The following is a 20,032-nucleotide window of genomic DNA, read 5'->3' as shown; positions in this document are numbered from 1 at the left end:
GGCGCCGACCTTCGCATCCAAATCATTTCGGGCAACTGGGGCGCCACCAAAATGTCTCGTACTCTCGCTGTCGTTTTCGCAACTGCCGTCGCCGCCATTTCCATGACGAATGCCGCCTCCGCGGGCTGCTACAATTGCTACACGCCGCCGCCCTGCACGACCTGCTATCAGCAGCAATACGTGCCGCCGCAGTATCGCACCGTCGATGAGACCGTGATGGTTTCGCCGGGCTCCGTGGTCGCGCACCGCACGCCGGCGCAGTACCGCACCGTGATGGTGCCGCAGACCGTGATGGTCGCGCCCCCGAGCGTCCAGTACGAGCGCATCCCGCCGCAATACGCCACCCGCCAGCGCGTCGAGATGGTTTCGCCCGGCTATTCCTATTACGCCCCGATGGCGATGGGCTGCGCCTCCTGCGGTTACTGACGCCAGCGCAGCGACCAAAGCTTCACGCGGCGCTCATCCCGGGTGCCGCGTTTTCGTTTGCCGATATAAACAAGGCCCGGACGTGGAGGGGACTCCAGCCGGGCCTCGCAACCGGCAACGCCCTGGGCGGTGTCACCGATGCTGCCCAAGCTAGAGGATCAGGCTGACGCTCGCCTGACAGGTCCCGATTCCGGTGAAGGGCTCAGCCGTCGGGCGAGGGCGCCAACTTCGCGTTGCCTTGCGCGACCGTCTGCGTTAAGCGACGGCAATTCCAGGCTTGGAAGGGTGGCCGAGTGGTTTAAGGCACCGGTCTTGAAAACCGGCGTGCCCGCAAGGGTACCGTGGGTTCGAATCCCACCCCTTCCGCCAGTATATTGTTCGCCGCTGTTCGTGGCCGTTCGAACTCCACAGCAAAATCAATGATTTGCGCCGACGAACTGTACTTTGCAGTTCCTCGCCGCTCCTCCAAGCTGCGACAGCCAAGACGTTAGCGCGGCCGCGGCGATCCACCTCGTCCAGTCGCTGCCATTGCGCGAGATCAGGCGAGGCGATAGCCATCCGCTTTGATTTCATGGAGCCAATCCGGTCCAGATGGGACCTGTTTCCCGGCTGTCGCCAGGCAGAGCTCGTACGCCATACGCATGCGCCGAAGATAAGAATTTTGCGGGCCGGTCAAATCGCTAAGGTTCGATGAACGTTCACAGGGCGTTCATGAACCTTTTTCCGCTGCTGCGAGTTCTTATCGATGAGGCAGGTTCACGGATGGGGACCGATCAATGAAGCGCCTCCGGTTCAAACCAAAGTCCTCGCTGAAGGTACGGCTTGCTATAGAAGCCCGGCAGTTGAGCGACGAAGCTGAGACTTTCCCACCCGGACACAAACGAGACAGTCTGCTTAGGAAGTCCCGACAGACCAAAGTTGCGTCTGATATAGTCGAATGGCTGATATCACCGGGTAGGTGATCCTGCCGCTCGCCGCGGTGGCCGCAAAGACAGGCTACATCAGCGGAATGGGCGGCAAAGGCTGATCTCCGGATCAGGCCAGGCGAGCTTGTACGGAGGCCTTCCGGTGGGCCGATTAAATCGATAACGCCAGCCCGCTCGGCACCGCGCCTAATTCGGCCCGACGCCCTCCCGTCATCGATAGAGGCTGCAAGGCCGTGGGTGATCAGCTCTCGATTTGCTTCACCGTTGAGATCGGCCATCGACCCTCATGCCCCGCGATCGAGATGCGGAGCCCATGCTCGTCATCGAGGAAGACGCCATCGATTGTGCCAGCCTTGCCGTCAGTCAAGACGACGGCCTTGCCGACTAACTCTTTCTCGGCCTCGCGCAATTCGCGCAAGATGTTCATGGCTCGTTTGTCGCCTGTGCTCGAGGCGCTCATGGTGCCAACTCCAAACGGGCCGCCGATCGGCGCGTCAAGCGCGGGGGATCTCAACTGCCTCGCTGAGCTTGTTTTCGGCGTCGTAGATCTTGACCTGAAGCCGAGGGAATCGGTTCTTGAGCTGTGTGCCAGCTTCCAGGGCGCTCGCTTTCGCCGCGAAGGTCGCCTTGACATGACCGTCGACGATTAAGGCATAACCGGTCCTCAGAGGTTCAATCGATGCCTTGGTGGTGCGGGCGGACGCTGCTGGCGCTGCCAGCCTGCGCTTCTCGCGCATGGGAAAAACTCCGCTTGTCGGGGACTGCTGATCAACTGCCCGCGCTCTCCAAAGTTCCCGTCACTGGATGCACGCTAACGCACAGACGGCGCGCACTCGCGGTCCTGGAATGCAAAACGATCCGCCCGAAGGCCGGCGGCAAGGCAAAGCGCCGCCCAGTGTCGCAAAGCGAACCGAGGGGAGATAGTGACTCGATTAGCCTGCGGACACACTTCGCGCCCATACGAAGGAACTGCTGTGGAGACGTATACGCTTCTCGTCGACGCAATTGGGATCATCGCCTTCGCGGCGTTGATCTATGGACAGCGAACATGTCGGCGCAAGCGCGCGGGAGGCCGAAAGCTGTACGGTTAAGCCGGAGCTTTAGGCAAATCGGCGCAGCGGGGAGAGCAAGCCGCGCAATTCGGGGCATGCCACCGCCGCGCCACCAAATCGCCTGACGACTCGACGAGCAAGCTCCAGCGGGGGCGGTGCGCACGGGTGATGTATGATGCGCAATTGGTTCAATCGATACTCAGTTGCAATCTTGAACGGACTGACGGTTGCGATGCTCCTGCTGGTGCTCGGCGCGATCCTTGCTCGAAATGTCGGACCTGCCGAGAACGCTGGTCGAGCCACCTCGGATTTTGGTGTCGCAGACCTGAGAGGGGCGCTGCCGTAAGAAAGTGATCACCGGCTTTGCCCTGCCGATAGGCCGTCCCGCTGGCGCTCTGTCTGCCGCCGGCGGTGCAAAGGCCAAGTCAAAGGGGTATTGAGCACGTTGAACGTCGCGCGACACGCTGACGGTGTCCTCCCGGATGACCAGTATCCGGTAGCCGTCGTGCTTTACTTCGTGGATCCAGTCCGGACTTGAGGGGACCTGCTTGCTGGCGGTGGCTAGGCAGAGCCCGTCCTGTTCGTCGGCAGGAGGCGCAGCAAGACTGCAACTTCCAATTTGGGCGATCTTGGCGACGCGGCCGAAACTGACCGCACCTGCGCCACAGGTGCGCCCCATTGTCTTCTCTCCGCCTCCTTAATCTGCGTGCCAAGTCGGGGACATGAATGGGGGAACCGCGGCCGCGCGGCTGGCGACATTGAAGATTTGGCAAGCAAGCTGCGTTGCCGGCCTGCTGACCGCGACTTCGATTGCCACGATTCATCAGATCGCGGTATCGCGCCCGAGCGTCGCAACGCCGAATGCGAGAGTTGCTGATGCATTCGGCGCCATCCCGCTGAATGTGACGATGGTCCTGACAAATGCCCGCGCAGCGTTTCAGACCCCGGTCATCGACGCGAAATTCGATACAAGATCATCGGCTAATGCGATCGTCGCGGCGGGATTCAGCGCCGCGGCGCCGGACTCGGTGCTGCCGTCCGATGTAGCCAGTTCGCAAGGGCCAATGTTGCAGGTCGCCAGCCTCGAGGCGGCGCCGCCAGAAAACGAGGCAATGCCACAGCAAGACCGTCCGCCCGCGGCCTCGCCCAATCCGGGCGAAGGCAAGCCGTCGTATCTGAAGTACTACGTCTACTCGGAAATTCCGCCGCCGGAGAAACCCGCGAAGATCGCCTTGTTGGCGTTGAGCGGCGTTCCGCTCGGAACGCCAGTCCAGGAGATCGAACGCGCGGCCGAAGCGTTCGGTGTCGATGTCAATTTCATGAAGGCGGTCGCCAAAATCGAATCCGATTTCAATCCCAAGCAACGCACCGGCTCCTATATCGGTCTATTCCAGCTTAGCAAGTTTGAGTTCAACAAATACGGATCGGGCGACATCCTCAATCCTCGCGACAACGCCATGGGTGCCGCCTACAAGTTCCTCAGCGAGGCCGCGCTATTCGAAATAATGACGCACAAGAAGCCGACCTTTTCCGATCTCTACCTGATCCACCAGCAGGGTTGGGAAGGAGCCGCACAACACATCAGCCATCCGCAGCGGATTGCCTGGAAGTCGATGTGCGCAACCCAGGAGGGCTCGGAAAAAGGCGAGCGATGGTGCAAGCGCGCCATCTGGGGCAATACGCTGCCGGCCGTCAAACGCGAATGGAAGTCGGTCGATAGCCTCACCTCGGGCGCGTTCGTGGCGATGTGGCGGGACCGCGTCGACACGTTCTATGCCCGCTATCCAGTGCTAACTGCGGCGGCCGAACGCTTAAAATAGAACAGCTTGCGACTGCCCCCACGCACACGTCCTGGCCCACATTCGTTTCGTCGAGAAGGCGTGTCGGCAATCTAGTTTCCGGCGCCGGGCAGGTTTGCGTTCCACTTAGAGACTGGGTGGTTGTTCGGCTCCGGCGGCCGGATTGATCCAAGCACCTCGACCAGGCCGCTCCGAGGCCCGGGCTCCAAGATTGTTCACAAGCAATCACGTCGCTGATGGCCCAACTGAGAAGTGCACGATGTCCGCAATTTAGTCGTACGCATACGGTGAAGGCCCCTTGGCGTGAGGTCTCGCGCGCGAAGATGTGAGCCCGCGAAATGGCAGGTTACGAGTTAGCGGGACACAGATGACGACAGTTGCGGTTTTGTCGGATCCTCGGCGGCTGGTGTAAGCTCGGGGGCATCCAAAAGGAGCCTGACAATGACAAGGCAGGAGAAGCGGGTGCTGATCGAGCGCTTGCACGACATCTGGAGCACGGGCGATACCCGGTCGATCTACGAGGTATATGCCGAAAGCTTCGTCGCCCATATGCCGAAGGGTTGGGGGCCGGCCCCATCCCGGGACGGACACGATGGTATCCGACGGGCAATCGAGCGGCTCCGTTCCGGCTTTCCGGACTGGCGCGAGCACATTGACGACATCGTCATAGATGAAGACAGAGTGGCCGTTCGATATCACTCCACGGGCACTCATCTCGGTGCGTTCGCGGGTATGCCCGCCAGCGGTCGTCGTGTTCAGGTCGATGAGCTGTCGATCTTCCGAATCAAGGATGGACGCGTTGTGGAGCAATGGTGCCTCAACGACGACCTTGCCTTCGAAAAGCAGATTCGAGGCGAACCTCTCAACTAACCGAGGGCTGCTGTCCGCAAATCTCAACGTTCAGTGTACGAATCCTGTCACGGCCCCGGGCTTGGTTGCCTTGGGCGAACGGCTGACTGTGCTCAGGCAGCGTAAGCGACGTTCTGAGGGCGCCAGTTCCAGCGTCGGTGCACGCAGTGGGAATGGCCTACCGATAAATCGTTCGTCGAGGACGTGATTGGGGACCAACTGCGAGTCCTGCACTCGCAGCTTTAGCCGAAGTAGCCAGCATACCGGACGCAACGAGCGGATGTACGGCTTTGCCGTGCTGCCCACAGCTTGCACATGCAGGTCAAAAGGCCACCAACCGAGGCGACCTTACTCTTGTTCCTTTTCCGGGGAAGGCTCTTTCGACCTGCGACCTAGTAAGGCGTCGGGAGCCGGTAGCAGTTTTGCTATCGCTTGTTCTAGCTCGGCAGCAATAGCCCTGTATCGCACGAGCAACCTCGCGAATACGTCCCGCTTAATTGGGCTCTTTTCAGCCTTCTGAAGGCGCTCGCATTCAGCGATTTGGACGCGGAGCATTTCTAGGTGAGACTTCATCTCCTTCATGGCAGCTTGTTGCGCTGCCGCGCGGCCAAAAGCTCGAATAGCACGAGGATCGCGCCGACAGGGACGAGCCCAAGTACCGCCACTATCAAAACCATTTCGCGCATCGCTGCATTCTAACCTGGGAATTTCCGGAAGCACCGTGGGTTTGGAGGACGCAGCCGCCTCCTAAGCGCCACTGGCTGTCGTGGGTAGGCGGGTATCGAGTTCTGATTACGCGAATAATTTTCACGAGTTGGCTGATACCGCTAGTAAATTTTTGGCGAATATGATGGATACCCCTTCCGCCAGTTTTTTCTTCTTCTCTGTTTGCATCTGTTCGAAATCCACTGCAAGGTCAGTGGTTTGCGCCGAATAGCTGTTCTTCGCAGTGTGTCGCCGCGTAGTTGTCGTTGGTCCATTCCTTACACGGAGGGACAATGTGCTGGAAAAACGGACTCGTCCTCGCACTAAGTCTTTTGCTCGCGATCAGTGCTTCTGCGAATGCCGCCACAAGGGCACATCATACCAGGTCGCGGCAGGTTCTCGTTCGTCCCAGCCAAGCTGTGACTCCGAGCGAAGTCGCTCCGGGCGGCGACAACTCCGCTCCGGGTGGTTGGCGGACCGACCACGACGACCCTCCTGCCTATAATGATCCGTCCAGATTCGGCGGCGGTTGATCTGGCGAGCCATCTCATGGCGCAATAGGAAAAAGGGGAGAACTAGACTGCGCTAGCCGCTGCACACGGGCTTGAGCGCCGGTGCAAACCGTTCGGAAAATGTCGCAGCCTTCACCCCGGCGGCCGAAGTGACCGCGCGTGGCGTTGCTCACTGCCGCCAAGTAGCCCTCGTAAGGGGTTACGCGGCCACGTCGAATGTTGCGATTAGCGTCCGCATATCTATTGCAAGATCCCGGTAGCGCTTCGCCAGCCGCTGGTATAGCTCGCGCTCACCTCCACCCGATCGACGAGCGATCAATTCGCATTCGGCCGCGAGGCTTTCAAAACGCTCCAGCTTGGCTAGGAAAGCAGTCATTGGGGACTCCCAAACGCGTTACAAAAGGGACCGGGAGCCTAATCGCCCGATTAGGTCAAAGCCAACATTGTTATCGGCCATAACTGCTAAGGCGGGCGAGCGAGCAAAAGGCCCCTCAGCCGAAGGGGCGGCCGGTACCGCATCGCCGCGCAGGAACGTTTAGCCCGGTCCGGAGTCGAATGGCGACAAGTCCGCGCTTCGACCGATGGACAGAACGATTGCCTATGCGATCTCGGTATTCATCGTCGTCTTCGGCGTCGGCATCCTTGTTGCCGGGCTCAGCTCCAGTTCGCCCGCGTTATGGGTTTGCGTCGCCGTCATCCCCGTTGCGATCGGTCTCATAAGCCTTTTGGGCAACTACTAACGATTCCGTCCCGAGCTTTGGAAATCCGGGCTTGGAACAAAGCTCGGCGGGCTCGATTGCCCCTCCATGAAATGGATCGTCGGCACCCTTGCTGTCGTCCTGGCCGTCCTCGTGATCTATGCCGGATCGGCCTTACTCTCCGTATTGGGCCTCGTTTCAGCCGTTCGGAGCGGTGACGTTTCTCAAGTCATGACGCAGACCGACTTGCCGCGTGTCCGCCATTCGCTCGTCCATCAGCTCATGCCCGCCTACCTCGAACGGCTCGGGCAGAAACGTCCGCTGCGACCGATCGAGCGGGCAGCGATCGCTTCGCTTGGCACGACGATTGCCGACGATTTTGCCACGAAGCTCGTCACGCCGGAGAATCTGTCAGTGCTGCTGAGCAGCGGTATCGTCCGCAATGCTGCAGAGAATATCAGTTTTGGGACGATGTCATCGTTAGCTGATCTGGACGCTTCAAACATGTTCGTCCTCCTCGGGCGGATCAGTCCGGTCAAGCCGGTCGAATTTGCGCTTGGGCTCGGCCGAGGCGAAAACGCCGGCAGTGTCAGCATGCATTTTGCGGGGACGGGCTGGAAGCTATCGGGCCTCGGGCTGCCGCGGCGGATCGTGGCCACCATGGTCGATCGGCTGCCGACGCATTGATTCACACCGTTAAAGGGAATCTACTCCCGCCTCGGGCAGGCTTGCGCGAGACGCTCCTTTCAGTGGGAGGCTGCAATGCTGGCTTTGGAATTGCCGCACTGGTTGATGATTGCCGGCGGCGGGTTGGTGGTCACTGGGCTCATTGGCCTGGGGCTTAACCGAAACAAGCAAGTTGAGATCGACCCCGTCCCGCTCCCGGGCGACCTGGATTCACCGAGATCCAAGGAGGCGGATGTATCGGCCGCCGCGGCCGTCCAGGATTGACGCAGGCTGCAGAAGTGCGCTGCGGAAGGGCGAGGGACGTCCACCACCGGCTCGTCTTTCGACTTTGTCCGGACCCGCTCATGCGGCACTTGAGCTCCTGCCAACGGCTTCCGATTTGCGCCTGTGCCGGATATCTTCGGTTGACGCGCCATGACGCGGTCTAGCAACGGGGCATCCTCGTTTGAACAATCCTGCGCAGGCCAGTGCCGCCGAAGGCCAGAGGAAGCGGAGGTGGGCTTCTTGGCTGGCAGTTCTGGTTTTGGCTTATCTGGCATTGGCCTATTTTTTCCTGCCGGCCCTCTGGAGTCACCACGAACATGAACCGGGGCTCGCATTACTGCCGATGGTCACCAGGACGTCGGACGACATCCCGGGTGATCCGTTGAACGTCGGGCTTGTTGGCGACAAGGAAGACATCGTCCGAGCCATGCATGCGGCAGGTTGGTATGCGGCCGATCCCGTTACATTGCGTTCGAGCATCGAAATCATCGGCAGCGTCGTGCTGGATCGCCCATACCGCGATGCACCTGTCAGTCCCCTGTACTACCACGGGGAGAAGGAGCAGCTTGCATTCGAGAAGCCCGATGGGCACAGCGCAGACCGGCGCAATCACGTCCGGTTTTGGAAGGTGCTCGACAAAGGGAAGGACATGCGCCCAGTCTGGCTCGGTTCGGCGACGTTCGACCGGGGCGTCGGACTGAGCCACGATACGGGACAAGTGACCCATCACATCGCTCCGGACATCGATGCCGAGCGCGATCTTCTGATGGCCGATCTGCGCAAGGCGCGCGTTGTCAGCAGTTTCTTTCAGATCTCGGGCATCGGCCCGACGCTACTCGGCAGGAATGGTGGAGGTGATCGCTACTACACGGATGGCGAAGTCCATCTTGCCGTCTTGATGCCCGGAGCTGCGATTGGCCCCGCCGACCCCGCAACCATTCCACCGCCCGCGCGCATTGCTCTGAAAGACGCTATGTGGCGATCAATTTCTGACCGGGTCGCGGCGCGCTGACTTTAACCCGCCTCAGGCGGCGAAGTCTGTGGAGAAGCCGAAATCTTCGTGCTGAGTTGAGTAGCCGGCAATCTTTCTCGAAGCGGCTGAGGGGCGGAACGTCTTGCCGACAGCGGCAAGACTTTCCTCGTGAGCGATACCTGATGCCGCACCAGCTCGACGGACTTTGCGACGATAGCGTGATGCCGCTGTTTTGCCCGACGTGTCAAACGATTTGAGGTTCGAAACATCAGGCCGGCGAAGGGTCTGGCTACTATGCATGGGGTTGTTTTCGATATTTTATCTTACGGCGGCTCATGCCGCGTGAGGCGACCCGAATTCCTGGTCCGGAAGGGCCGAGCGGTTGAGGACACCGGCCTTGAAAACTGCTTGGCGCAAGACATCGTGCTTTCGTAGCTAAACACCTGATATCCTAATGACTTTGGTCTGCCGCGCAGGTTCGCCCAAGCGCCGGCTTGCGGAACTTCGCCGCGGCCTCGGCGTTGTCTCGGCATGAGCGAGAACGTTTCTTTCCGACGCAAACCCTTGACCCCCGAACAGCGTCAGGCACGCGATGCCGCGCGGCGTGTAGAGGCGGAAAAGGCCATGCGCGATTACGAGGCCGCGCAGAAGGCGTTCCATGCCAATCGCGAACGGCTGAAGGCCGAACGGCTCGCCCGCGAGGCGGCCGCGGCCAAGGATTGATCCAAGGATTGATCGACCTATCGCATCCGGCCGCGCAGGTCTCGCCCCTTCTCAGCTCTTCCTCAAAGGCAGCCGGCAGTGAGCGTTGGCTGCCTTTTCGTCGTGCGCTCAAGGCAGGCTTGACGGCGCTCCGTTTCCGGGAGGAAGATTCAAACATCCTGAACCGACGAGAACCACGGAGACGATCCGCTTCCAGTCCCATCATCGGCGTAACGCAATGGAGCTGAGAATGACCACGTTCGACAAGCGCGAGCAGGGTTTTGAGGCCAAATTCGCCCACGACGAGGAATTGATGTTCAAGGCCACGGCCCGGTCCAACAAGCTGCTCGGGCTGTGGGCCGCAGGGCAGCTCGGGCTCACGGGCGACGCGGCGGCAGGCTATGCGACCGCACTGGTGACGGCCAGCCTGGAGAACAAGACTGGCGACGAGACCTTGCGCAAGGTGTCGGACGATCTTGCCGGCAAGGGCGTGTCACCCGAACAGGTCGCGCAGAAGCTGAGGGAATGCCTGCACCAGGCGCTGGCGCAGCTCGAGGCCTTGCCGAGCGATCAGCGCTAGCGATCAATGCCCAGGCCTCGCCGGCAGCCTCCTGCCGGCGCGGCCTTACTCCGCGTGCTTGCGCACGCCGCTGTCGCTCAGCCTGTCGACGAAGGCGATGCCGATCGCCGAGGCTATGAAGGTGATGTGGATCAGGACCTGCCACATCACGCCTTTTTCGGTGAAGCCGGCGCGGTCGGAGCCGAGATTGCCGGCCTCGATGAAGGTGCGCAGCAGCGCGATCGAGGAGATGCCGATGATGGCCATCGCGAGCTTGATCTTGAGCACGCTCGCATTGACGTGGCCGAGCCATTCCGGCTCGTCGGGATGGCCCTGGAGATCGAGCCGGGACACGAAGGTCTCGTAGCCGCCGACGATCACCATCACGAGCAGATTGGAGATCATCACCACGTCGATCAGCGCAAGCACGCTCATCATGATCTGCTGCTCGGTGAGATCGAGGGCATGCCAGGAGAGATGCCAGAGCTCCTTGACGAACAGCGCGATGTAGACGCATTGCGCGACGATCAGCCCGAGATAGAGTGGCAATTGCAGCCAACGCGAGCCGAAGATGACCATCGGCAGCGCGCGCAGGCGCGGCGAGGGCAGGCGGGGTCCGGTCATGGTCTCAGGCTCAACCGACATTTGATCTCCACGCAATCCAAGTGATCCGATCCGATGTAGCCCGGCAAGATGGCCGGCGGAAGACGCCGCGCTTGCGGGCCGCTCCCCTGCGGATCGCGCGCTCCGCATGCTAGTCTGTCAAAGAGTCGTCGTGAGACGGCTGTTTGTGGAGGTGTGTCGTTGAGCAGTAGTCTTCCTGGCAGGATCGTCGTCGTTGCCATCCTTGTCCTTGGCGCCGGCACGACAGGCGGCTCGGCGTCGCCGCTGACGCCCTTTCGCTACGAGGCGCAGGCGCACCGTCATTGCCCCGGCGACAAGGTGGTGTGGCTGGATTTCAGGAAGGGCATCTACTACGCCAAGGGCCAGAGGCGTTACGGCCAGGGCTTTGACGGCAGCTTCGTCTGCCTGAACGAGGTTCGGGGCAGCTCCTATCGCCGCTCGCTGTTGGGCTTGCGCTGAGCGGCGCGTCGCCGGGCGGGACGGGGAGGCCGGCTATTTCTCGCTGGGTAGCTTTACCGGCACGTGCGGCGAGCTGCTGACGACCCGGGGACTTCCGTCGGGATAGGTGTGGCTGCCGCGGATCAGCGATTCCAGGACCAGTATGAATTTCTCGGCAAGCATCTGCGTCACCCTCGTTGGTGATGGCCTCTTGAAATTGAGTCGAGGCGACAGATGCGGAAATTCAATCAACTAAAAGGGAGCCCGATAATCCGGGACAACCACGCTCTGCTGCGACGCCGTACGCTATGGTCGAGCAGGGGAAGGACGGGTGAGGTCAGCCGAAGGCCAACGCCACGAGGCTCGAGCACAGCAGCACCAGGCCGCCCGCGGTCAATGCCAAGAAACCATCGGATACGAAGTCATGGTTGCGCATGGGACACCTGCCGCTCTCGTCTTCGATGCTCCGCCGGATTGATTAAAAATGTCCGAACGTATCGTCGTGGAAGAGGTGATGCGTGTCGCCGCGCGAGCGCCGTTAGGCGCGCGTGCGGTAACCTTCAAACGCATGGGCCAGGAAGATGCCTGCGCTTACCAGACCCATCAGTGCCGAAACCGTCTCGATCATCGTCAATTTCCAATCCGCCCCTGCACCCGAGAGAACGCGTGCGGCCTTGCACAGTCAAAAGAATTTCCGTGCGCACGGCGACAATCGGGATGGAGTGAGGATTCGGCGCAACAGCCTGTGCGGGACTGGCACAGACGCAGCGCTACGGGCGCTGTCCGCGTACCGTGGTTCAACGGGGAGGGACGAACGTCTGGTTTACCATCTTCGCGCGACGCTCGCGCGCTCCCCATTTCCGCCTTGTTCGGGTTGCGATATCGTCACGACTTCCGACGCGGTGGTGGGCCGCGCCGGGCAACGGCCGGCAGAAGGCCTGCTCGCGGTAAAAGCGAGTTGGGCACGCGTCCGGCCAAATGGTATTGGGGCGAATGGGGATCCGACGGTCAGATTCGGTGGTGCGGGCCGCGCGTGGTGTTGCTGCGGCTGCCGCATGCCTTGCGCTCGCAAATTGCGCCTCGTCGGGCAAATTCGCCAGCCGCGTCGATCCGAAATACGGCGTGTCCTCGAGCCCCCGGGTCGTGGCCTGGGGCGAACCGGTCCCCAAGGGCGGCGGCACCTACCGCGTCGGCAAACCCTATGTGGTGGCAGGCCGGACCTACGTGCCGGAGGAGGACGTCAACTATCGCGCCGAGGGCCTGGCGTCCTGGTATGGCGATGATTTCCATGGCCGCCTGACCGCCAATGGCGAGGTATTCGACATGGGCTCGCTGACGGCGGCGCATCCGACCTTGCCGATGCCGTGCTATGCGCGGGTGACCAATATGTCGAACGGCAAGTCGCTTATTGTCCGCGTCAATGACCGTGGCCCCTACCACGGCAATCGCCTCATCGACGTCTCGAACAAGGCTGCCGAACTCCTTGAATTCAAAGGCAATGGTGTCGCCAGGGTCCGCGTCGAATATGTCGGCCGGGCACCGTTGGAAGGCTCCGACGACCGCCAGCTCATGGCCACCTTGCGCACCGGCATTCCGGCGCCGTCGCCGTCGATGGTCCGGGTCGCTTCGGCGAAACCGTTCGTACCGGAACTGCCATCATCGACCCGCGGTGCTATCCGCGGCGAGGTTCCGATGCCCGAGGGGCGCCCCTACAGCCTCGGCAACACATCGGCCGATGTCGCCTCGATCAACGCGACCTCGGAAATGTCGGCCTCAAGCCGCAGCCGTGGCCGAGCGCTCCAGAACGTCCGTCAGGTGTCGTATGACGACGACGGCCGCTACGCCACCGACAGCGGTCCTGCCATCTCTGATGGCGCGGCGGAAGCCCGCAGCATCCTGAGCGGCCGCGGCCTCTACTGAGCCGCGCTCTCCTTCAGGAATTTCACCAGCGCAGCGTTGACCTCGTCGGGCCGCTCCTGCTGGACCCAGTGGCCGGCGCCTTCGATGATCAGCTTGCGCTTGAGGTTCGGCAGCACCCGATCGAGCTCGTTGACGCGCTTGGCGCCGATCAGACCGGTGATGACGGCGTCCCTCGAGCCTGCAATGAACAGGGACGGCTGATGGATCTGCGCGTCCTGCCAGGGCGCCGTCAGCTCCCAATTGCGATCGATGTTGCGATACCAGTTCAGCCCGCCACGAAAGCCGGACTTGCGGAAGGTCTCGGTGAAATAGGCGAGGTCGGTGTCGGTCAGCCAGGTGGGCAGCGGCTCGTCGCCGCTCGCATGGCCGAGAAAGCCCGTGTCCTCCTGGACGAACATGGCAGCGGTGGGATCGGAGAGGCCGCGTCCACCGAGCACGATGCGCATGGTGCGGGCGACGTCCCGCTCGAGCTCGGCCTCGGCGACGCCGGGCGTCTGGAAATACTGCCAATAGAAGTTGGTGACGCCGCCTTGGCGCAACAGGTCGAGCGGCTTGCCGCGGCCGCGGAACGGCGGCGGTACGCTCAGACCGGCGACCGCCGTGAAGATGTCGGGGCGGAACAGCGCGGCGTGCCAGGCGACCGGCGCGCCCCAGTCGTGACCGACCACCATGGCTTTGGTCTCGCCGAGCGCCTGCACCAGGCCGACCACGTCGCCGACCGTGTCGAAGATCGAATAGGTGGAGACCTCGGACGGCGCTGCGCTCTGGCCATAGCCGCGCATGTCGGGTGCGACGACGTGAAAGCCGGCGGCCGCCAGCGCCGGGATCTGGTGACGCCAGGAGTAGGATAGTTCCGGCCAGCCATGGCACAGCACCACCAGCGGCCCCTGGCCTTGCTCACGGATGAAGAGATCGATTCCGTTGGCGGTGATGACGCGGGTGGAAGACATCGCTTTTCCGCCTTGTTTCAGGGATTTGGTCGGAAATCATGAGACGTTACGATAGGGGCGCGGAAAGAATCGTGCAATGTCCGGCTTTTGCGCCCAACCCCGTGTTGTTCGCACTGGTTCCAACTGTTAGAACGCCGCTCTCAGGGCTTCGCCATGGCATTTCGCATTTCTTTGCCTCGTCCAAACCGCCTCACGGCCGGGACGCTGGCGCGCGGCCTGATTGCGGCGCTTCTGGTTGTGAGCGTCGGCTGGGGTGGGGGGCTCTACGCCGCCAACCAGAGCGTCCAGGGCGCCAAGAAGGCTGAAGACGTCGGCTTCGACGGCGACGCGCCGACCGCGATTCTGATCGAGGCCTCCAGCGGCAGCGTGCTGTTCGAGAAGAATGCCGACGAATTGCGTGCGCCTTCCAGCATGATGAAGCTGATGACCGCGGAGGTCGTCTTCAATGCCGTCAAGAAGGGCGACATCAAGCTGACCGACGAATACCGCATCAGCGAGAATGCCTGGCGCAGGGGCGGCGCGCCCTCGGGCGGCTCGACGATGTTTGCCGCCATCAACAGCAAGGTGTCGGTGGATGATCTCCTGCACGGCGCGATCATCCAGAGCGGCAATGATGCCTGCATTGCGCTCGCCGAAGGGATCGCGGGCAACGAGCGCATTTTCGCCGCCGATTTCATGACCAAGCGCGCGCGTGAGCTGGGCCTGACCAAATCGACCTTCGCCAACTCCAATGGCTTGCCCGATCCGGGCAACAAGATGACGGTGCGCGAGCTCGGAATCCTCGCCCGTCACATTATCCTGGACTATCCCGAATTCTACAAACTGTTCGGCGAGAAGGAGTTCACCTGGAACAAGATCCGCCAGCCCAACCGCAATCCGCTGCTCAACACGCTCGAAGGCGCCGACGGTCTGAAGACCGGCTACACCAAGGAGGGCGGCTACGGCATGGTCGGCTCGGCCGTCCAAAACGGCACGCGGCTGATCGTCGTCGTCAATGGGCTGGAAGACTCCGAGGATCGCGCCACCGAAGCCAAGAAGATGCTGGAGTGGGGTTATCGCAATTTCGAGACCCGCACGCTGATCGCGGCCGACCAGCCGGTCGGCTACGCCAGGGTTTTTGGTGGCGAAAGCCGCTCGGTGAAGCTTGTCGCCAAGACGCCTGTGAAGGTGATGGTGCACAAGAACGGCAACGACAAGCTGATCGCGCGGATCGTCTATAGCGGCCCGGTGCGCGCGCCGATCCAGGAAGGTCAGCAGGTCGGTGTGGTGCGGGTCTGGCGCAGCGGCAACATCGCGGTGGAGACGCCGGTCTACGCCGCCGAGGCGATCGGCACCGGCTCGACCATGCGCCGCGCGATCGATGGCGCCAGCGAGCTCGTGATCGGAGCGTTCCGCGCGGGCGCCGAGAAGCTCTGATCATGACCGAGATCGCGGCACAGCGCCCGTCCGGACGCGGACGCTTCATCACCTTTGAAGGCGGCGAGGGGACGGGCAAGTCGACCCAGATCAAGAGGCTCGCCGATCGCTTGAGTGCGGCCAAGCTCCGCACCGTCGTCACGCGCGAGCCGGGCGGCTCGCCGGGGGCTGAGATCATGCGCCATCTCGTGCTCTCCGGCATGGGCAAGCTGCTCGGGCCCGAGGCCGAAACGCTGCTCTTTGCCGCCGCCCGCGACGACCATGTCCGCACCGTGATCGAGCCGGCGCTCAATCAGGGCACCTGGGTGCTGTGCGACCGCTTCGCCGATTCCACGCGGGCCTATCAGGGCAGCCTTGGCAGCGTGCCGGCCGGCTTGATCAACGCGATGGAGCGGGTCACGATCGGCGACCTCAAGCCGGACCTCACCTTCATCCTCGACCTGCCGGTCGAGATCGGCCTGCAGCGCGCCGCCGCGCGCCGCGGCAGCGGGACGGCGGACCGGTTCGAAGGCGAGAACCTCAGGTTCCATCAGGGCCTGCGCGACGCCTATCGCAGGATCGCGGCGGAGGAACCCGCGCGCTGTGTGCTGATCGACGCCAATGCCGATGTCGACACGGTGGCCGGACGCATCTGGACGGCGCTGCGCGAGCGCCTTCTCCCCACGCCAGCATCGGTGGTTTCAATATGAGCCCGCGCCAGGCCGAGCGCGAAGCCGCCATTCCGCATCCACGCGAGACCTCTCGGCTGTTCGGCCATCGCGACGCCGAAATGGCGCTGCTCGCCGCCTATCGGAGCGGGCGCATCCCGCATGCCTGGCTGATCGGCGGCCCGCAAGGGATAGGCAAGGCGACGCTGGCCTATAGGATGGCGCGCTTCGTGCTCGCTTACAGTCAGCCGCTTGCGCCGGCCGTGCAGCGCGCCGACAGCCTTGCGATCGATCCGGACGACGCCGTGGCGCGGCAGATAGCCGCCGGCTCGCATGGCGGCCTGTTGACGCTGGAGCGCACCGCCAACGATCGCGGTGTGATGCGCACCGTGATTACCGTGGACGAGACGCGCGAAACCATCGCGTTCTTCGGCTCGACCGCGGCGGCAGAAGGCTGGCGCGTCTGCATCGTCGACACTGTCGACGAGCTCAATCCCAACGCCGCGAATGCGCTTTTGAAGATCCTCGAGGAGCCGCCACAGCAATCGCTATTCCTGCTGGTGAGCCACGCGCCTGCGCGGGTGCTGGCCACGATCCAGTCGCGCTGCCGTAAGCTGCGCCTGCGGCCGCTCGCAACCGACGAGGTGATCGGCGCTGCGGCCGCAGCCGCCGACATCGAGCCGAGCGATCCGGCGCTAGGCGAAGCGGCGGAAGCCTCCGAGGGCAGCGTCGCGCGGGCGCTGACGCTGCTCGGCGGCGATGCGCTCAAGCTTCAGCAGCGCACGGCCGCGCTGCTGGCGCGGCTGCCGCAGGTTGATCCGCGCGAATTGCATACGCTCGGCGATTCCCTCGGCACCAGCGACCGCGTCCCGCTTGCGGCCTTCATCGACGGCATCGATCGCTGGATCGCCGAGCGCCTGCATGCGGACGACGCCAGCGCCAACGAAAACCTGCCGCGCCTTGCGCGCCTTGCGGAGGTATGGGAAAAGATCGTCCGCGCCGCGCGCGACACCGAAACCTACAATCTGGAGCGAAAGCCCTTGGTTTTCTCGGTGTTCGGCTGGCTGGCGGACGCAACGCGCTAGGCGCAGGTTCGTTTCCAAATTTTGAGAAGCCGGTAAAGGAATTCGTGGTGGCAACGCGAGCTAAGAAGACCGTCAAACGCAAGAGCGGCAAGAAGGCTGCGAAGAAAGCCGCCAAGCGGCCGGCCGCGACTCTTGGGAGGGCTCGCGCGCGCAAGGCCGCCAAGAAGGCGAAGAAAGCTGCTGCCAAGAAGGGCGCGAAAAAGACAGCGGGCGCAAAGGCAGCGAAGACGAAGGCCGCGAAGAAGCAGGTCGTCGCCAAGAAGGCCGCGAAGAAAAAGGCGGCCAAGACACCGGCCAAGACTTCTGTAAAGGCTCCGGCGAAGAAAGCGGTCAAGAAGGCGAGGGTGGCGGCGCCGCCCGTGGCGCCTGCTGCCGTCGCTCCGCCGAAGGTCGTGAAAGCGAAGGCGTCGCGCGCGCCGAAGGCCGTTGCCGCGCCGCAAGCTGCGGTGCCCGTTGCGGCACCTGCGCGCGACAACGTCTTCTACATCACGACCGCGATCGCCTATCCCAACGGCCAACCGCACATCGGCCACGCCTATGAGGCGATCGCCACCGACGTGCTGGCGCGCTTTGCGCGGCTCGACGGCAAGGACGTGTTCTTCCTGACCGGCACCGACGAGCACGGCCTGAAGATGATCCAGACCGCGCAGAACGAGGGTCTTACGCCGTCCGCGCTCGCCGCCCGCAACGCCGGCCGCTTCAAGGAGATGGACGAGCGCCTGAACGTGTCGTTCGATCGCTTCATCCGCACCACCGAAGCGCAGCACCATGACTCCAGCAAGGAGATCTGGCGGCGCATGGCCGCCAATGGCGACATCTACGCGGACACCTATTCCGGCTGGTACTCGGTGCGGGATGAGGCCTATTACGCCGAGGACGAGACGCGCCTGAACGATGACGGCGTGCGCCTCGGACCGCAGGGCACGCCGGTGGAATGGGTCGAGGAGAAGAGCTATTTCTTCCGCCTGTCGGCCTACCAGGACAAGCTGCTGAAGCTCTACGAGGAGCATCCCGAGTTCATCGGGCCGGACGCGCGCCGCAACGAGGTGATGAGCTTCGTCAGAAGCGGCCTGCGCGATCTTTCGATCTCGCGCACCACGTTCGACTGGGGCGTGAAGGTGCCTGACGACGAAGAGCACGTGATGTACGTCTGGGTCGACGCTCTCACCAACTACATCACCGGCGTCGGCTTCCCGGACGAGAAGGATGCGAACTGGCGCTACTGGCCGGCGGATGTGCACATCATCGGCAAGGACATCATCCGCTTCCACGCAGTCTACTGGCCGGCGTTCCTGATGTCGGCCGGCCTTGCGGTGCCGAAGCGCGTCTATGCGCACGGCTTCCTGTTCAACAGGGGCGAGAAGATGTCGAAGTCGGTCGGCAACGTCGTCGATCCCTTCAATCTCGCCGACCAGTATGGCGTCGACCAGATGCGCTATTTCTTCCTGCGTGAGGTGCCGTTCGGCCAGGACGGCAACTACAATCACGAGGCCATCGTCGCGCGCATCAATGCCGATCTCGCCAACGATCTCGGCAATCTCGCGCAGCGCTCGCTGTCGATGATCGCAAAGCAGCTCGGCGGCGTGCTGCCCGAGCCCGGCGAGTTCAGCGACAACGACAAGGCGATCCTCAGCCAGGCCGACGGCATGATCGCGGCCGCGCGCGAGGCGATGGCGAGCCAGCAGATCCATCATTGGCTGAACGCCGTGTGGGCCGTGGTCGCGGAAGCCAACCGCTACTTCGCGGGCGAGGCGCCCTGGGCGCTGGCCAAGACCGATCCGGCGCGGCAGAAGACAGTGCTCTATGTGACCGCGGAAGTCGTGCGCCAGATCGCGATCCTGGCCCAGCCGGCGATGCCGACCGCCTCGGGCAAGCTGCTCGACAGCCTCGGTATCCCCCAAGCAGAGCGCAACTTCGCCATGCTCGGCGGCGCAAAGCGTATCGCGCCCGGCTCGACGCTGCCGGCCCCGACGCCGGCGTTCCCGCGCTACATCGAGCCGGCGGCCTAAGGGCAATTTTCGCAATGCTGGTCGACAGCCACTGCCACCTCGATTTTCCGGACTTTTCAGAGGACCTCGACGGGATCGTGTCGCGTGCGCGTGCGGCCGGCATCAAGCGCATGGTCACGATCTCGACGCGGGTGCGGCGGCTGAACGACCTGCTTGCGATTGCCGGGCGCTACGACGACGTCTACTGCTCGGTCGGCACCCATCCGCACAACGCAGATGAGGAGGACGGCATCTCGCCGGATGAGCTTGTCGCGCTGACGCAGCATCCCAAGGTCGTCGCGCTCGGGGAGGCAGGGCTCGACTATTTCTACGACAACGGCTCGCCGGAGGCGCAGGCGAGGGGCTTTCGCGCCCATATCGCCGCAGCGCGCGCGACCGGGCTGCCTCTCGTGATCCATACCCGCGAGGCAGACGAGGATTGCGGCCGCATCCTGGAAGAGGAGGCGGCGAAGGGATCGTTTCGTGCCGTGCTGCATTGTTACACAGGCGGGCGCGAGCTTGCGATGAAGGCGGTCTCGCTGGGGCTGTATATCGGCTTCACGGGCATCCTGACCTTCAAAAAGTCGGAAGCCTTGCGCGCGCTCGCAGCCGAACTGCCGTCCGATCGTATTGTGGTTGAAACGGACTCTCCCTATCTTGCGCCCGGCAAGTTTCGGGGCAAACGCAACGAACCGGCCTATGTGGTCGAGGTCGCAAAGGTGCTCGCCGAAACGCGCGGCGTGTCGCTTGATGAGATCTCACACCAGACCACCGAAAATTTCTTCCGCCTGTTCTCCAAGGTGAAAGCTTAA

23 protein-coding genes and 1 tRNA gene are annotated in these 20,032 nt (G+C 62.8%); 17 read left to right on the top strand and 7 right to left on the bottom strand.

The annotated features are described in order from the left end of the window. Positions 1-102: 102 nt before the first annotated feature. Both MTR72_RS32955 and MTR72_RS32950 read left to right on the top strand, forming a co-directional pair. The gene (locus MTR72_RS32955; RefSeq protein WP_341511891.1) at positions 103-426 is read left to right on the top strand and encodes a hypothetical protein; all 324 of its coding nucleotides are present in this window, start codon (positions 103-105) and stop codon (positions 424-426) included. Between the two features lie 279 nt (positions 427-705). Continuing rightward, a tRNA-Ser gene (locus MTR72_RS32950) sits at positions 706-795 on the top strand. A gap of 798 nt (positions 796-1,593) precedes the next feature. Here MTR72_RS32950 and MTR72_RS32945 read toward each other — a convergent pair. From MTR72_RS32945 to MTR72_RS32935, 3 genes are all read right to left on the bottom strand, one after another. Beyond that, positions 1,594-1,812, bottom strand: a complete 219-nt coding sequence (locus tag MTR72_RS32945) for a PRC-barrel domain containing protein (protein ID WP_279376337.1) — start codon at positions 1,810-1,812, stop codon at positions 1,594-1,596. Positions 1,813-1,846: 34 nt separating this feature from the next. Beyond that, positions 1,847-2,089, bottom strand: coding sequence for a hypothetical protein (locus MTR72_RS32940; protein WP_341511862.1), 243 nt, complete (start codon positions 2,087-2,089; stop codon positions 1,847-1,849). A gap of 514 nt (positions 2,090-2,603) precedes the next feature. Next, complete coding sequence (locus tag MTR72_RS32935; protein ID WP_341511861.1) at positions 2,604-3,083, bottom strand: hypothetical protein; 480 nt, start codon at positions 3,081-3,083, stop codon at positions 2,604-2,606. A 43-nt stretch (positions 3,084-3,126) separates the two neighbouring features. Between MTR72_RS32935 and MTR72_RS32930 the strand changes: the two genes are divergently transcribed. Continuing rightward, entirely contained in the window at positions 3,127-4,224 is a 1,098-nt protein-coding gene (locus tag MTR72_RS32930; RefSeq protein ID WP_341511860.1) for a transglycosylase SLT domain-containing protein, read from the top strand. Positions 4,225-4,665: 441 nt separating this feature from the next. Then, entirely contained in the window at positions 4,666-5,073 is a 408-nt protein-coding gene (locus MTR72_RS32925) for an ester cyclase (protein WP_341511859.1), read from the top strand. Between the two features lie 1,395 nt (positions 5,074-6,468). Here MTR72_RS32925 and MTR72_RS32920 read toward each other — a convergent pair. Then, positions 6,469-6,645 (bottom strand): hypothetical protein, encoded by a 177-nt coding sequence (locus MTR72_RS32920; protein ID WP_280963901.1) that lies wholly within the window; start codon positions 6,643-6,645, stop codon positions 6,469-6,471. Positions 6,646-6,850: 205 nt separating this feature from the next. Between MTR72_RS32920 and MTR72_RS32915 the strand changes: the two genes are divergently transcribed. The 4 genes from MTR72_RS32915 to MTR72_RS32900 all read left to right on the top strand — a co-directional run bounded on the left by MTR72_RS32915 (position 6,851) and on the right by MTR72_RS32900 (position 8,930). Next, the gene (locus tag MTR72_RS32915; protein WP_280963902.1) at positions 6,851-7,009 is read left to right on the top strand and encodes a hypothetical protein; all 159 of its coding nucleotides are present in this window, start codon (positions 6,851-6,853) and stop codon (positions 7,007-7,009) included. Positions 7,010-7,075: 66 nt separating this feature from the next. Continuing rightward, complete coding sequence (locus tag MTR72_RS32910; RefSeq protein ID WP_280963903.1) at positions 7,076-7,654, top strand: DUF2939 domain-containing protein; 579 nt, start codon at positions 7,076-7,078, stop codon at positions 7,652-7,654. 75 nt (positions 7,655-7,729) lie between these two features. Beyond that, positions 7,730-7,918 carry a hypothetical protein gene (locus MTR72_RS32905; RefSeq protein ID WP_280963904.1) on the top strand — a complete coding sequence of 63 codons (189 nt, stop codon included), beginning with the start codon at positions 7,730-7,732 and terminating at the stop codon, positions 7,916-7,918. Between the two features lie 181 nt (positions 7,919-8,099). Continuing rightward, entirely contained in the window at positions 8,100-8,930 is an 831-nt protein-coding gene (locus MTR72_RS32900) for an LssY C-terminal domain-containing protein (protein WP_445819653.1), read from the top strand. 12 nt (positions 8,931-8,942) lie between these two features. Here the strand turns inward: MTR72_RS32900 and MTR72_RS32895 are convergent, their stop codons facing one another. Then, positions 8,943-9,191 carry a hypothetical protein gene (locus tag MTR72_RS32895; protein WP_341511858.1) on the bottom strand — a complete coding sequence of 83 codons (249 nt, stop codon included), beginning with the start codon at positions 9,189-9,191 and terminating at the stop codon, positions 8,943-8,945. 231 nt (positions 9,192-9,422) lie between these two features. On the opposite strand from MTR72_RS32895, the gene MTR72_RS32890 reads away from it, so the two are divergent. Beyond that, a complete protein-coding gene (locus MTR72_RS32890; protein WP_280963906.1) occupies positions 9,423-9,614 on the top strand; it encodes a hypothetical protein in 192 nt (63 codons plus the stop codon). Between the two features lie 229 nt (positions 9,615-9,843). Continuing rightward, positions 9,844-10,173 carry a DUF1476 domain-containing protein gene (locus tag MTR72_RS32885; protein ID WP_280963907.1) on the top strand — a complete coding sequence of 110 codons (330 nt, stop codon included), beginning with the start codon at positions 9,844-9,846 and terminating at the stop codon, positions 10,171-10,173. Positions 10,174-10,218: 45 nt separating this feature from the next. On the opposite strand, the gene MTR72_RS32880 is transcribed toward MTR72_RS32885, so the two are convergent. After that, entirely contained in the window at positions 10,219-10,797 is a 579-nt protein-coding gene (locus MTR72_RS32880) for a TIGR00645 family protein (protein ID WP_280963908.1), read from the bottom strand. Positions 10,798-10,980: 183 nt separating this feature from the next. Here MTR72_RS32880 and MTR72_RS32875 point away from each other — a divergent pair, with 183 nt between their 5' ends. Further along, positions 10,981-11,235: a hypothetical protein gene (locus MTR72_RS32875; protein WP_341511889.1), complete on the top strand. Its 255-nt coding sequence runs from the start codon at positions 10,981-10,983 to the stop codon at positions 11,233-11,235. A gap of 972 nt (positions 11,236-12,207) precedes the next feature. Next, positions 12,208-13,134 carry a septal ring lytic transglycosylase RlpA family protein gene (locus tag MTR72_RS32870; RefSeq protein WP_341511857.1) on the top strand — a complete coding sequence of 309 codons (927 nt, stop codon included), beginning with the start codon at positions 12,208-12,210 and terminating at the stop codon, positions 13,132-13,134. Here the strand turns inward: MTR72_RS32870 and MTR72_RS32865 are convergent. After that, positions 13,128-14,084, bottom strand: a complete 957-nt coding sequence (locus MTR72_RS32865; RefSeq protein ID WP_341511856.1) for an alpha/beta fold hydrolase — start codon at positions 14,082-14,084, stop codon at positions 13,128-13,130. The two genes, MTR72_RS32870 and MTR72_RS32865, sit on opposite strands and share 7 nt — an antisense overlap. Positions 14,085-14,237: 153 nt before the next feature. Between MTR72_RS32865 and MTR72_RS32860 the strand changes: the two genes are divergently transcribed. Genes MTR72_RS32860 through MTR72_RS32840 form a run of 5 tightly spaced genes read left to right on the top strand, consistent with a single transcriptional unit; the run spans position 14,238 to position 20,032 of the window. Next, on the top strand, positions 14,238-15,500 hold the full coding sequence (locus MTR72_RS32860; protein WP_341511855.1) for a D-alanyl-D-alanine carboxypeptidase family protein: 1,263 nt from the start codon (positions 14,238-14,240) through the stop codon (positions 15,498-15,500). A gap of 2 nt (positions 15,501-15,502) precedes the next feature. Further along, entirely contained in the window at positions 15,503-16,189 is a 687-nt protein-coding gene (gene tmk, locus MTR72_RS32855; protein WP_280963912.1) for a dTMP kinase, read from the top strand. After that, on the top strand, positions 16,186-17,232 hold the full coding sequence (locus MTR72_RS32850; RefSeq protein ID WP_341511854.1) for a DNA polymerase III subunit delta': 1,047 nt from the start codon (positions 16,186-16,188) through the stop codon (positions 17,230-17,232). Before tmk ends, MTR72_RS32850 begins: the two co-directional genes overlap by 4 nt. A 47-nt stretch (positions 17,233-17,279) precedes the next feature. Further along, positions 17,280-19,241 carry a methionine--tRNA ligase gene (metG, locus tag MTR72_RS32845; RefSeq protein ID WP_341511853.1) on the top strand — a complete coding sequence of 654 codons (1,962 nt, stop codon included), beginning with the start codon at positions 17,280-17,282 and terminating at the stop codon, positions 19,239-19,241. A 14-nt stretch (positions 19,242-19,255) separates the two neighbouring features. Then, positions 19,256-20,032, top strand: a complete 777-nt coding sequence (locus MTR72_RS32840) for a TatD family hydrolase (protein ID WP_341511852.1) — start codon at positions 19,256-19,258, stop codon at positions 20,030-20,032.

Origin of the sequence: Bradyrhizobium sp. ISRA442, assembly GCF_038085055.1 — a bacterium.
Lineage (GTDB): Bacteria > Pseudomonadota > Alphaproteobacteria > Rhizobiales > Xanthobacteraceae > Bradyrhizobium.
The sequence above is the reverse complement of the archived record's forward strand: the minus strand, read 5'-3'. Positions and strand labels throughout refer to the sequence as shown.

Excerpts from the sequence above, each read along its gene's own strand:
- MTR72_RS32955 (WP_341511891.1), top strand. The coding sequence starts at position 103 with ATGACGAATGCCGCCTCCGCGGGCTGCTACAATTGCTACACGCCGCCG.
- MTR72_RS32945 (WP_279376337.1), bottom strand. The coding sequence starts at position 1,812 with ATGAGCGCCTCGAGCACAGGCGACAAACGAGCCATGAACATCTTGCGC.
- MTR72_RS32940 (WP_341511862.1), bottom strand. The coding sequence starts at position 2,089 with ATGCGCGAGAAGCGCAGGCTGGCAGCGCCAGCAGCGTCCGCCCGCACC.
- MTR72_RS32935 (WP_341511861.1), bottom strand. The coding sequence starts at position 3,083 with ATGGGGCGCACCTGTGGCGCAGGTGCGGTCAGTTTCGGCCGCGTCGCC.
- MTR72_RS32930 (WP_341511860.1), top strand. The coding sequence starts at position 3,127 with ATGAATGGGGGAACCGCGGCCGCGCGGCTGGCGACATTGAAGATTTGG.
- MTR72_RS32920 (WP_280963901.1), bottom strand. The coding sequence starts at position 6,645 with ATGACTGCTTTCCTAGCCAAGCTGGAGCGTTTTGAAAGCCTCGCGGCC.
- MTR72_RS32915 (WP_280963902.1), top strand. The coding sequence starts at position 6,851 with ATGGACAGAACGATTGCCTATGCGATCTCGGTATTCATCGTCGTCTTC.
- MTR72_RS32910 (WP_280963903.1), top strand. The coding sequence starts at position 7,076 with ATGAAATGGATCGTCGGCACCCTTGCTGTCGTCCTGGCCGTCCTCGTG.
- MTR72_RS32905 (WP_280963904.1), top strand. The coding sequence starts at position 7,730 with ATGCTGGCTTTGGAATTGCCGCACTGGTTGATGATTGCCGGCGGCGGG.
- MTR72_RS32895 (WP_341511858.1), bottom strand. The coding sequence starts at position 9,191 with ATGCATAGTAGCCAGACCCTTCGCCGGCCTGATGTTTCGAACCTCAAA.
- MTR72_RS32890 (WP_280963906.1), top strand. The coding sequence starts at position 9,423 with ATGAGCGAGAACGTTTCTTTCCGACGCAAACCCTTGACCCCCGAACAG.
- MTR72_RS32885 (WP_280963907.1), top strand. The coding sequence starts at position 9,844 with ATGACCACGTTCGACAAGCGCGAGCAGGGTTTTGAGGCCAAATTCGCC.
- MTR72_RS32880 (WP_280963908.1), bottom strand. The coding sequence starts at position 10,797 with ATGTCGGTTGAGCCTGAGACCATGACCGGACCCCGCCTGCCCTCGCCG.
- MTR72_RS32870 (WP_341511857.1), top strand. The coding sequence starts at position 12,208 with ATGGGGATCCGACGGTCAGATTCGGTGGTGCGGGCCGCGCGTGGTGTT.
- MTR72_RS32865 (WP_341511856.1), bottom strand. The coding sequence starts at position 14,084 with ATGTCTTCCACCCGCGTCATCACCGCCAACGGAATCGATCTCTTCATC.
- MTR72_RS32860 (WP_341511855.1), top strand. The coding sequence starts at position 14,238 with ATGGCATTTCGCATTTCTTTGCCTCGTCCAAACCGCCTCACGGCCGGG.
- tmk (WP_280963912.1), top strand. The coding sequence starts at position 15,503 with ATGACCGAGATCGCGGCACAGCGCCCGTCCGGACGCGGACGCTTCATC.
- MTR72_RS32850 (WP_341511854.1), top strand. The coding sequence starts at position 16,186 with ATGAGCCCGCGCCAGGCCGAGCGCGAAGCCGCCATTCCGCATCCACGC.
- MTR72_RS32840 (WP_341511852.1), top strand. The coding sequence starts at position 19,256 with ATGCTGGTCGACAGCCACTGCCACCTCGATTTTCCGGACTTTTCAGAG.